At 38.1% G+C, this 11,875-nt stretch carries 14 protein-coding genes and 1 pseudogene; 13 read left to right on the top strand and 2 right to left on the bottom strand.

Annotated elements, in window-relative coordinates; genetic code table 11:
* Window positions 1–156: 156 nt before the first annotated feature.
* From AB8618_RS18545 to AB8618_RS18560, 4 genes and pseudogenes are all read left to right on the top strand, one after another.
* Entirely contained in the window at window positions 157–2,163 is a 2,007-nt protein-coding gene (locus AB8618_RS18545; protein ID WP_413403568.1) for a polymorphic toxin type 46 domain-containing protein, read from the top strand.
* A 5-nt stretch (window positions 2,164–2,168) separates the two neighbouring features.
* Window positions 2,169–2,435, top strand: a complete 267-nt coding sequence (locus tag AB8618_RS18550) for an immunity protein Tsi6 family protein (protein ID WP_169021075.1) — start codon at window positions 2,169–2,171, stop codon at window positions 2,433–2,435.
* The gene (locus AB8618_RS18555; RefSeq protein WP_409425674.1) at window positions 2,435–2,749 is read left to right on the top strand and encodes a hypothetical protein; all 315 of its coding nucleotides are present in this window, start codon (window positions 2,435–2,437) and stop codon (window positions 2,747–2,749) included. The genes AB8618_RS18550 and AB8618_RS18555 overlap by 1 nt, the downstream gene beginning before the upstream one ends.
* A 98-nt stretch (window positions 2,750–2,847) precedes the next feature.
* Window positions 2,848–3,816: pseudogene (locus AB8618_RS18560) on the top strand (RHS domain-containing protein); the annotation flags it as partial.
* A gap of 20 nt (window positions 3,817–3,836) precedes the next feature.
* Here AB8618_RS18560 and AB8618_RS18565 read toward each other — a convergent pair.
* A protein-coding gene (locus AB8618_RS18565) for an IS3 family transposase (protein WP_409425675.1) occupies window positions 3,837–4,984 on the bottom strand; the annotation gives its coding sequence in 2 pieces (ribosomal slippage) (window positions 3,837–4,747 and window positions 4,747–4,984; 1,149 coding nt in all).
* 164 nt (window positions 4,985–5,148) lie between these two features.
* On the opposite strand from AB8618_RS18565, the gene AB8618_RS18570 reads away from it, so the two are divergent.
* The 8 genes from AB8618_RS18570 to AB8618_RS18605 all read left to right on the top strand — a co-directional run bounded on the left by AB8618_RS18570 (window position 5,149) and on the right by AB8618_RS18605 (window position 10,809).
* Window positions 5,149–5,535 carry a hypothetical protein gene (locus tag AB8618_RS18570; RefSeq protein ID WP_409425676.1) on the top strand — a complete coding sequence of 129 codons (387 nt, stop codon included), beginning with the start codon at window positions 5,149–5,151 and terminating at the stop codon, window positions 5,533–5,535.
* Between the two features lie 561 nt (window positions 5,536–6,096).
* Window positions 6,097–6,393, top strand: coding sequence for a hypothetical protein (locus tag AB8618_RS18575; RefSeq protein WP_413402950.1), 297 nt, complete (start codon window positions 6,097–6,099; stop codon window positions 6,391–6,393).
* 3 nt (window positions 6,394–6,396) lie between these two features.
* Window positions 6,397–7,170, top strand: a complete 774-nt coding sequence (locus AB8618_RS18580) for a ChaN family lipoprotein (RefSeq protein ID WP_413402952.1) — start codon at window positions 6,397–6,399, stop codon at window positions 7,168–7,170.
* A complete protein-coding gene (locus AB8618_RS18585; RefSeq protein WP_409425679.1) occupies window positions 7,164–7,754 on the top strand; it encodes a hypothetical protein in 591 nt (196 codons plus the stop codon). The genes AB8618_RS18580 and AB8618_RS18585 overlap by 7 nt, the downstream gene beginning before the upstream one ends.
* 56 nt (window positions 7,755–7,810) lie before the next feature.
* Window positions 7,811–8,077, top strand: a complete 267-nt coding sequence (locus tag AB8618_RS18590) for a hypothetical protein (protein WP_413402954.1) — start codon at window positions 7,811–7,813, stop codon at window positions 8,075–8,077.
* A 60-nt stretch (window positions 8,078–8,137) separates the two neighbouring features.
* Entirely contained in the window at window positions 8,138–8,923 is a 786-nt protein-coding gene (locus AB8618_RS18595; RefSeq protein WP_368485875.1) for a hypothetical protein, read from the top strand.
* Window positions 8,924–9,099: 176 nt separating this feature from the next.
* Window positions 9,100–9,612, top strand: a complete 513-nt coding sequence (locus AB8618_RS18600) for a DUF6795 domain-containing protein (RefSeq protein WP_409425681.1) — start codon at window positions 9,100–9,102, stop codon at window positions 9,610–9,612.
* Window positions 9,613–9,642: 30 nt separating this feature from the next.
* Window positions 9,643–10,809 (top strand): lipase family protein, encoded by a 1,167-nt coding sequence (locus AB8618_RS18605; RefSeq protein ID WP_413402957.1) that lies wholly within the window; start codon window positions 9,643–9,645, stop codon window positions 10,807–10,809.
* 13 nt (window positions 10,810–10,822) lie between these two features.
* Here the strand turns inward: AB8618_RS18605 and soxR are convergent, their stop codons facing one another.
* A complete protein-coding gene (gene soxR, locus AB8618_RS18610; protein WP_413402959.1) occupies window positions 10,823–11,284 on the bottom strand; it encodes a redox-sensitive transcriptional activator SoxR in 462 nt (153 codons plus the stop codon).
* Window positions 11,285–11,362: 78 nt separating this feature from the next.
* On the opposite strand from soxR, the gene AB8618_RS18615 reads away from it, so the two are divergent.
* Entirely contained in the window at window positions 11,363–11,836 is a 474-nt protein-coding gene (locus AB8618_RS18615) for a flavodoxin family protein (protein ID WP_413402961.1), read from the top strand.
* The last annotated feature ends 39 nt before the right edge of the window (window positions 11,837–11,875 follow it).

Here is an 11,875-nt window from a genome sequence, read left to right on the forward strand (position 1 = left end):
AACAGGCACCCACTTTAAGACATAAGATCAATACGCTCTTTAACAATATGGATGTTTAAATGGCTTAGGCAATTTGCTTATGCTGGTGACTAACAGCAATATAAATACGATGCTTGTAATCGGTTAACCTCGGTTACACAAAGCGATAAACGCCATGTGAAAATAGAGCGCGATAAACTAGGGCGCGTGATTGCGCAGCATGCAAGTTTGGCAACCGATACTCACATCGTTAATAATGCCAATTACTACAACTATAACCTGCAAGGTAAAATTACTCGTGCGCACAATGCACAATCAACCTTAAAGCAGCAGTTTGATAAAGGCGGGCGGTTACTGCATGCTGAGCAAGTACATAATCAGCAACAAGCGCACACCTTAAAATACAGTTACGACGACTACGGCAGAAGGCAATCACTGACCTTGCCAGATTCAAGTACGCTTAAATATAGCTACAATAAATTTGGCCAATTGAGTGGCATTCACTTACAGCAAGGCAACAGCACGGCTGTTGAACTTGCAGCGCTTAGCTACGACAGCCAAGGCAATATTCAAACGCAACAATTTGGTAATGACATAACCCTTACCCAACAATTTGATGTTTTTAATCGCTTAACACAGCAGCAGTTAATTCATCCTGCGCAAGCACTATTTGATACCTGTACGTACAATTACGACAGCGTAAACCAGTTGATTGCGCGTAAAGAGGAAGGCGTTAGTAGTCATAACATTAATTTTGAGTACAACAGCCTTGGCCAGTTAATTCAACAAAATTTAGCCAGTGGTGAGAACACAAAAACTACCCAATACCAGTGGGATAGTTTTGGTAACCCAGTTAGCCAATCAAAAATTCAAAATAACGACTTAACAGAGCAGCAAACTACTCAGCACAATGATGATAGCGATGCCATCAATAAGGTTGAAAGCAGTCAGTCAGAAAGCACATGTAATGTAATTCATAGTGAATATAACGATTCAAATGCAGCAACCGCAGCCAATGATTTAAGTGATAATGATGATGTTATCACAGGCATCACTGATGCAGACCGTTTAACCCACTTTGGCGACAGCGACTTTCATTATGATGAGTTTGGTAACCAAATACGCGAAACCGGTAAAGGCATCAAAACCCGCCGTGAATACAACGCGTTTAACCAATTAAGCTGTTTTAATAATAACGGCACCCTTACTCAATACGACTACGACCCACTCGGACGTCGCATTGCCAAGCACACCGAGCAGGGCAAAATTGACTACATTTGGGATAACGACCAGCTAATTGGCGAATACCAACACGGTGAATATACCTGGTATATCAACCTACCAAATCAATTTCACCCAGTCGCGTTGATTAAAAAAGGTGAGGTGTTCTACTACCACCTAGACCAACTTAATACCCCACGCTTTGTTACCAATAACAAAGCAGAAGTCGTATGGGAAAACCAAGCCGATGCGTATGGCTACGAAGAACTAAAAACAGAGTCTGAGTTTAATAAAGAAAACAGCTTCACTCAGCCAATCCGCTTTCAAGGGCAGTATTTAGATGAAGAAAGCGGTTTACACTACAACCGCTACCGTTATTATAGCCCTAAACAACAGCGCTTTATAAATCAAGATCCTATTGGCTTAGTGGGTGGCATAAACCACTATCAATATGCACCGAATCCGGTGAATTGGGTAGATCCGTTTGGGCTGAGTTGTAAGGAGGGCGAGCAAGAAGAAACGCCTATTGCTGATACTATTAAGCAACGTAAACTCGTGGCTTTTGAGTTTTATAAATCGCAAGGCTTTAAGGAAGAAGATATTCCATCACATCTTACAGGAATTGATTTTGCTCACCCGGTAGAAAAAGTCATGATTGAGAGCGGTCAAGTCTTCTATCAGTTTCAATCACCCGGAGCACCACAAGGAAATTATTATTCAGATGATCCCAATATCACGCCAACTCAATTAGGCATAAGCCCTATGGGTACAAATAGAGCATTAAATAGTATAGAGCCTAAAATTAAAGGTGTTTATATTGCCCAAGAAGATACACCAGCCCTTAGAAGTAGAGCAAAAGCGGTTGATGACTTCTGGTCTGTTCGGGGGGAATCATATCCAACAGAAGGTGGTGGAACACAATATTTTACTGCTAATAAATTAGCTTTTAAAAAGAAGAGATAACTTAAATGAGCCGCTTGGAAACAATAGAAGAAGGTATATCTTTAACTGAAAAAAGGTTAAAAAACATTCCTGATTTTGATATTTATAAAAGCATTTTAAAACAACTACACTATTTACAGATGATATTGAACGGTTCTGAACCTGATCGAAGTAAATTGGAGAAAATAATTTTAGGGCATTTCGCAGTTCGTGAATTTGAAGAAAGTGACCCTGAATTTTCAGAAATATTAAAGAAGTGCCAAAATATCGCTTTTAAGTTAAGTATGGAGTAGTGAGAAAAGTTAGTAAGTTAGTACCTATTCCTGTCTCATTTGAAAAAATTAAAATACAGGATTACCCTAGTGAGGGTGAGGCTGACTATTCACACCTAGAGCCAGTTGTAGATTTTTTAATAGGGCATGGTAATAAGTCTGTTAATGAATATATTTGGGGCATCAATAGAACTGGTTATTTTTGCCATTTAGAGAAAGATATAAATTTTGATGAGCTAAGGAGAGTATTTAGCTTTCCTGATAGTATAAAAATAGATGAGGAAAAGAATACAATTGATTGCTTTAATACTTATACAGTAATAAAGACTGCTTAATCAAACAATCAATACTTTCATTTTAAACATAAGATAAAATGCTCTTTAACAACATAGAAGTTTTAAAGGTTTTGGCAATTTTGCTTAACTCTTTATGGCTATGCAGTCAAGGTAATATTCAAACGCAAAAGTTTGGTAATGACGTAACCCTTACCCAACAATTTAATGTATTTAACCGCTTAACGCAGCAACAGTTAACCCATCCTGCGCAAGCACTATTTGATACTTGTACGTACAATTACGATAGTGTAAACCAGCTGATTGCGCGTAAAGAGGAAGGCGTTAGTAGTCATAATATTAATTTTGAGTACAACAGCCTTGGGCAGTTAATTCAGCAAAATCTAGTAAGTTCTGAGAACACAAAAACCACCCAATACCAGTGGGATAGCTTTGGTAACCCTGTCAGCCAGTCAAGGGTACAAAATAACGAATTAACCGAGCAGCAAACTACTCAGCACAATGATGAGAGCGATGCTAGTGGCGCCAGCAATAAGGTTGAAAGCAGTCAGTCAGAAAGCACACGTAATGTAATTCATAGTGAGTATAACGATTCAAATGTAGCAACCGCAGCCAGTGAGCTAAGCGAAGACGATGGGGTTATTACAGGCATCACTGATGCCGACCGTTTAACTCACTTTGGCGACAGCGACTTTCATTACGATGAATTTGGTAACCAAATACGCGAAACCGGTAAAGGTATAAAAACCCGTCGTGAATACAACGCGTTTAATCAGCTTAGTTGTTTTAATAACAACGGTACGCTTACTCAATACGATTACGACCCACTCGGGCGGCGTATCGCCAAGCACACCGAGCAGGGCAAAATTGACTACATTTGGGATAACGACCAGTTAATTGGCGAATACCAACACGGTGAATATACTTGGTATATCAACCTGCCAAACCAATTTCACCCAGTCGCGCTGATTAAGCAAGGCGAGGTGTATTACTACCACCTAGACCAATTGAATACTCCGCGTTTTGTTACTAATAACAAAGCAGAAGTGGTATGGGAAAACCAAGCGGATGTGTATGGTTATGAAGAATCAGAGATAAGCAATACAAACACTGGACTTCCCAGCTTTCACTAGACAGTTTTTAACTCAGAATAGTACGCTTCTTCAAACTTAGCAGGTGAAACACCGCCTGTGTGTGAATGGCGCTTTTTTGGATTGTAAAACATTTCTATAAAATTGAATATCTCACCTTTCGCATCTTCGCGTGTCGAGTATATCTTACGCTTAACTATTCGCTTTTTAATTGTCGCAAAAAAGCTTTCAGCAACCGCATTATCATGACAGTTCCCAGCACGGCTCATCGACGGCACAAGATTATGTTCTTTCATAAATGCGAGATAGTCAGCGCTACCGTATTGACTACCTTGATCACTATGCACCATTACCTCAGCCTTCGGTTGACGTTGATATACAGCCATCAGCAGTGCGTTTATCACAAGGCGCTTATCCATATTTTTATCCATCGACCAACCCACAATACGCCTAGAGAATAAATCCATTACTGTTGCCACATTTAAAAAACCTTCATAAGTTCTTATATAAGTTATGTCGCTCACCCATGATTGATTCGGCGCAGGTGGGTTAAATTGACGCGCTAATAAGTTATCTGCAATCCGCGATGTCTTACCGACTTTAATATGGCGACGCTTATACCCAATTTGCGCTTTAAGCTTATGTTGTCGCATGATCTTAGCGACACGATTTACGCTGCACCGCTCACCGGCTTCACGCAAGTCTGCATGTATCCAAGGGCTACCATATGTGCCGCCACTGGCTACATAAAACGCTTTAATGAGCTTCAACAAGCGATTATCTTCAAGCGCTCTATTGCTTAAAGGCTTTTTCAACCACGCATAAAAACCACTGCGATGCAGCTTAAAAAGGCGGCACATCGTCGTAATGGAAAACTCACTTTGATGATCACGAATGAAGCCGTACTTTACTCGGGGTTGCTGGCAAAGTACCTTGCGGCCTTTTTTAAAATATCCCGTTCCTCCGTGACACGTTTCAATTGCGCTTCTAATTTAGCGATCTTTAATTTTTCATCGGATGGTTGAACGGATTTAGGTTTATCTGATAATTGGCTTCGCCAGTGATATAGCGTTTTAGTAGAAATATCTAACCGTTCAGCGACTTCTGCAACTGAATATCCGCGCTCAGTAACTTGTTTAACAGCCGCTTCTTTAAACTCTTGGGTAAAACGTTTGCCTTTGCTCATAAAACACCTCTTATTAGAAGTTACAATGTAACTTATTGGGTGTCTAGCAAACTATGGGAAGTCCAGATGGCGAAATGTGGACAGGAACAACGCCCAGCGGAATTAAAGTAAAAGGGTGGTTAGAACCAAAAACTACTGTTTATCCATTATATTAAGGTTTAATTATGAAAATAAGTTTTTCTTGGAAAAGAGATGTTGATTCTATTTATCCAGTTTGCTCTTCAATCACAGAGAATAACGATGGTAAAAATATCCTATCTAGTCTTCTCATGGATGATGGCGGATTACCATACAATGATACTATTGATTGGGTTGAGGAAGGTATAAAAAGATTAAATTCTGTTTTAACTAGTGAATGTGCCTCTTTTTACTGGGATCGCGAAAGGTGGGGAGCTGAATTTACAATTGAGAACGCACAAATTTATTCTTTACTTGATGATAGCTACTTTCAAGTTTTAACTACGCAACAGCTGAAAAACGCCCTTCTCGAATGGAAGTTATTTTTAGAATCGACCCCAAATATAGAAAATATAATTGAAGTAGATTTATAATTTTGAGATTTAGTAATTGAAATAATGAGGAAATATTTTATCTTTCTTAGAGTAACTATTGCATTTATAGAGAAGATAAGTAATCAAATGAAAAGAAAGTATTCTATTTATTTGATTACTTATTTATAAGTTTTATTCAAAATTGGACTGGTGTAATGATACCGTTTTTAAATTTTGAAAAGAGGCATGGAATATGATTTCACGTAGAACTAATGATGTTTGGGTAAGTTTAGATTTAATGAATAATGAGTTTAAATCAAATTTAGAGAAAGAAGTTTTTTTAAATGGTTTTTGGATGCTCTAGATAAGACAGAGGTAATTAATAAAAGACGCCATATAGCAATTTGTCCTATTTGTAATGAAAAAAACTTTTTAATAAATGAGGAAAATAAAGTTATATCTAAATATGAGTACAGAATCCCCAATGGAGAAATAAATTTAATTGTAGACTCATCTATTTTACATTTGGTTTCAGTGCATTGCTTAGTGCCTGACTCTTCTGTGATTTCTGCTCTAGAAAACTTGTATTGCAAATTACCGAAAAGCTAATTATTTATTGTGATGTGTGTTAATACGAACCACTTAACACTTCAAGACGTTGCTTCATTTACACTAAAAAACAACCCCAGCAAGCAATTTAAAGAAAAATGGGGTGACGAGTATGTAAGTCGCGCAATGTCATTATGGGGTGGGGTTAAGGAATGTTATTCAAAAAGTGAAGAATGTAACTTCACTGCAAAAGAGCTTTTATTTGCAATGAGCTATGAATATGCAGTTGCTCCTTACAGCTCTGAGAATAATAACGCTATTGAATTTTATAGATGGTGTTTTGAAAATTTAAATAAAAAACAAGGATAGGTAATGAATAAAATAAACACGGATGTAAATTACAAAACAATGGCCGGTAATGCGCGTTTAGTTATGCTAGGCGAATCGAGCCATAATACCGCTGGCTATAAATATGAAGCTATTAAAGCCCTAAAGCAGCTTAAAGGAGCAGGGTTTACTCATTTTGCGATGGAGATGTTGCCACGATCTATGCAAGAAAAAATTGAGTTTTACCAACGTACGGGTAAAGGCTTTAGAGAAATTCAACAATACTTCGATGAAAACTGGGCTTGGGGTTATTTAGTTCCTAAAGCTTATGGTGAGTTAGTAAAAGCTGCTAGAAATATTGGCTTAAAAATTATTGCCTTAGATATTTCGCAAGAAATGATGGAGGTTATGGATAAGGAGTGCTCTTATGATCAATATGTTGGAGGGGACTGTTTGAGCACGCACACTCGTCGTAATAAAATATGGGCTGATAATATAGCGGGTGTTTTAAATCAATCGAAGGCAAATCGTATCGTTGCTTTTATGCATCGATGGCATGCTGTACAGGCTTCAAACTACGAGCCTGGTTTAGATACCCTAATGCCAATTAGGGGAATCAATAGCATTAGATTTATAGATTTTATAGGGGGTATTGCTTGTCTATCTCAAAGGCGTTGTGAAGGCGATTCAACTGAAATAAAAACTCTCAAGCAGCAATATTTTTATCGTGAAGGTTTCCCTTCTAAACATTTAGTTAAAACATTTCAAGTTCATATTCCTGAACAAAGAGTCAATTCTGATGGAACTCTCAAATGGTAAAAAGAATATTTATAGCTTTGTTTGTTCTTAGCACAATCACTGCTCAAGTTCAGGCTAAGTCTTTATCAAAGACTTTATGGCCAGAACTTGATATCAACAATCCTGACTTGTCTAAAAGTACAGTGATGCTTCAATGTCAAAAAAGCTTAATGTACGCGCCTAGACAGCTTGAGAAGTGGTGCGAAAAAGCTTACGACATGGGTGAGTATGAAGCATTACTTTTTATTGGCCATCATACTGGGGACGGTTCCCGTTATGTTAACGAGTTAAAGCGCCGTGTGCTGAAAAATGAAAATTTGGCTATTCGCAGGCTTGCATGGCTTTATGATGGTGGTTTGTTTGTTGAGGAAGATTTAAAGGAAGCCGCACGTTTATATGAGCTTTTTTTAACTCAGGCAGAAGAGCCATATCCAATTCTGTTAAGGTCGATTCATTACGATTTAGCAAAAATCTATACCAAGCTTGAAGATTGGCCAAATGTTATTATTAATGCGCAATATGTGATAGATCAAAAGCTAGACGATGGCTCTGATACTTTAGCTAAAACATTAAAAGAAAATGCCGTAGCAGCAATGAACAATTAAATATCAAATCCAAAAAGGAGCTATAAACGCTAAACTAAAGGCGCTATAGGATTATTATGGAACAACAACACCAACAAACACTAACCAACCTTGTATACGATATTTACGAGGATCCAACCAAAATTGAAGATCATCAAGAGCTTATTCAACCATTATTAAGCGATTTAGTTGCAAGTGCGCCTGCGGGTTTTGAAGGCATGGCGACGATGATCAATACTCATATTTCAAACGGATTTAAGTTTAAAAACCCTAAAATACAAAAGTTTGAGCTTGAGTCGGGCTTATTAAAGCTTAAAACCTACCTTCAAAAAATAAACCTTTAATTAGTTTCGAAATTGCCAATACTCTCGGCGCAGTGTGTTGGCTGTAATCAAGGATGATAAATGACTCTTATAAACACCTGCATTTTAATGCTGTTTTTACAGCCATTATTTGTTTATTTAGCACTTTTTAAACAGTCAAAATACAGCGTTGAGCCCAAAAGCTCGTTAGATAATGAAGATTCAATGTTTTTATTTATCGCCCCTGGCTTATCGGTTTTTTACCTTGATCAGTTTTGGGTCGCGCTGCTTTATTTAGGTAGTGTGTGCTTATTGGGTGTATTGCTGGCTAAAATTGTAGAAAGTAAGGCAAACAAGCGATTGACCAGAGATGATTCAATAGGGTTTATGGTCGCCAGTTTTATCTTTTTTGGAATGATAAAGTTAATTATTGTTGCGGCTGCGTATTTTTTCACCGATGACGCTTCAAGCGCGATAACAGAAGATTTAAGCCCAGCTAAAGAACCCTCATTGACGATTAGCCAAATGTTTAGTGTGGATTATTTATACAGCCAGTTTAAACCAACGGTTTATTTTTTAGCATTAATGGTCGTGACCTTAGTGCTCAAAATTATTGAGTACAAGTTTTCTTTGAAGGAGGCGCTTTCAGGTATACTTATTATGCTAAGTGCTATATTAGTCGGTATTTCCCCATTATTTGGCGAAGCTTATATATTAGGTCTAATTGCTAACTTTTTTATCTTTTTTATAGTGTGTTCTACATGTATTGAAATAGACAAAATAGGGGATGCATCGGGTGGCGCTATTGCTATTTTGTATGGCTATATATTAATGATGGGACTTGGGTTTAGCATTATATGTAAGCTTGTTTATGAGGTGTTTTTTTAGGGAGAGATTTTTGCTTATTTTTTGTTCTAAATGCTTGCAGTGCGCTTTGTACCCAATTAGAATAAATTTTAGTTGAAATGGTAATTTCATTAATGCTGATAATTAAGAGTTTAAAACGTCATTAAATAGCAATACGACACGTATATTTTGAGGCTAACAGTAGGGAGTTGTATATTTTGTTATCACGTTTTAAAGCTTACCTTTTGGTAATCGTATCTATTACTATTATTTTTACTACAACACAGGCTTGTGCAGATATGTTTGGTTTTTTTAATAAGCAGGATTTTGTTTTATCGGCTCCGATGAAGGGGCAGTTGTTAGATAAAGGGCAGCCTGTTGCAAATACTAAGGTTGTACGTGCGCTTACTTATGGTGATGAATATAAAGATGAAGCAATAACCGATGATAATGGTTTTTTTACCTTCACAGAAAAATCTATAAAAACGAGTAAGCCTACTAACATGTTTGATAATGAATCACTGGTTCAGCATGTTTACCTAGAAAATGGCACGCCTGAGGGGGTTGTGCTTTGGTATACAACCGTATCTATGCACGAGGGGAGTGATACCCTAAAAAACTTACTTGCTAACTTAGAGTGTGATATTGCCGAAGAGCCACAAACATACGACATACCTATAGAAGAAGCGCCAGAGCATTTTTTTACCATATATGGTGCATGTAAAATGTAACTTTTAACATAATCATTTAAAGGGAATTTTATGAATACTTTAACTCCGACACAAGCTGTACAGGTTGCTTTGCTTGCTTATAAAGCAAAGAGTATTAAAAGCACTACGTTACTCAATAATTCTTTGCATCCTGCTCTGCGAGGGAGCTTTAACTTTGGGGTTAGCCCTGAAGCAGTGCAAGGAATATCTGGTGGTTTTTTCTCTCATTTATTTGGTTTAAGTACTGGTTTTGGTTTACTAGGGCATGGCCAAGGGCTTTATCAAGGTGATTCAGTCATTACTATTCGTGGTACGGCCTCTCTTAGAGATGGCCTAACAGATGCACACTTTGGGTTAAGCGGTGGCTCTAACGGCAGTATGGTACATGCCGGGTTTAATAAAACCTTTTATAGTATGAAACCTGCACTACAAGAATTTGTAGCAGCTAACATTCGAGACAAAATAACCGGCTGTGTGCATATTGTTGGCCACAGTTTAGGCGGGGCACTGGCTACGCTTTCAGCCGATTGGATAAAAGCAGAGTATTCGTTGCCGGTTAAATTATATACTTTTGGCTCGCCTAGAGTGGGGCTTGATAATTTTTCACGCGCTGCTACATCACGTATTGATAAAATATACCGCTGTACACACGGCGCTGATCCGGTTACAAAAGTGCCTTTATGGCCATTTTCACATGCGCCCTACAATGGCCAAGAAATTCGCCTTGATAACGGCCAGGGCCTTAAAGGCGCAGCTCACAAGTTAAGTGGTACGCCAGGCTATGTTAATACCGCAAACAGTAATGACTGGGGCAATTTAACTGTAAAAGCTAACCACTTTTTAAGCGCACCGGTACGTTTGAAGTTTGAAGACAGAAACCAAGCTTCATTTAGTTCACACTGGGCAGATAAACTGGGCGCTGCGTTAGTCACCTTATTGAAAGATTCGGGCTACTACAGTGCTGTTGCGGCACAAGCAGCCATAGGGACCGGTTTAACTTTTTACGATATGCTCGCGCGAACGCTTGACAAAATAGCCAAAGCGTCAGCCTCATTTGCAACGCAAACTTTAGGTTTACTCGGCCACATGCTAGTGTTTGCTGGCAAAGTTATTAGTAAAGCCGTAGAGCTGACTTACAGCTTTATTAAATCGGTATTTGACTCAACTCTAGGGGCATTATATCGCGCTGCACGAGAAGGCTTAAATGACCTAGATTAAGGTTTTATAAGCCTTAATCTCGCTCTAACAAAATGGCACCACTTTGGGTATCACCTAAGTGGTCGTCTTTGTTATAAATAGGGCACTTACTCATTGATAAACACCCACAGCCAATACAGCCATCAACCCGTTCACGTAAACGTTGCATATAAGCAATACGCTCATCAAGTTTCTTTTGCCATTGTTTTGAAAGTGCAGACCAGTCTTTTTGTGTTGGTGTACGCTGCTCTGGTAACGTTGCCAGAGTTTGTTTAATTTCTTCGAGCGTGATCCCCATCGCTTGTGCTGCTTTTATAACAGCGACTCGCCTTAGTACATCAGGTTTAAAGCGTCGTTGGTTGCCACTGTTTCGCCAGCTGCGTATTAGCCCTTTATTTTCGTAAAAATGCAATGTAGATACTTTTACACCACTGCGTTTAGCAACATAACCCACCGTTAAGTTAGCATCAGAAAGTTTTTTTATCTCATTTGCCATTATTTTTATTCCATTAGTTGACCTCAATAAAAGTTGAGGTTTTAAGCTGCTTACAACATTAAAAAAGGAGTTAACAAAATGCAACAAAAACTTAATCGCAGTACAGTTATTATTTATTCATCGGCCCGTCAAAATGGTAATACAAAATCGCATGTTATGGGCTTTGCTGAGCAAAATGATGTGCGTGTTATTTGTTTAGATGACTATAAAATTGCACCTTATTGTTACAACAAAACGTATAAAAACGATGACTTTTACACCGTGTTTGAGGCACTTTTAAAATACCAACATTGGGTATTTGCATCGCCTGTTTATTGGTATAACACCACGGTACAGCTAAAAGCATTCATAGATAGAATAACCGACTATATGGATGATGAGAGCTTAAAACCAAAACTACGCGCATTACGCGATAAAGACTTTTCTTTATTATCAAATGGTTCATCACCAGAAGCGCCCGAAGTATTCATACAAATGTTTAAACAAACTTTTGGTTATTTAGGCATGCAGTTTTTAAATCACCACCATAAAAATACTCAAAAGGCAGCATAATCAGCTGCCTTTTGGGTTTAGCTTCTGTTACTTTATTAA

The organism is Pseudoalteromonas sp. RW-H-Ap-1 (assembly GCF_048318575.1).
GTDB lineage: Bacteria > Pseudomonadota > Gammaproteobacteria > Enterobacterales > Alteromonadaceae > Pseudoalteromonas.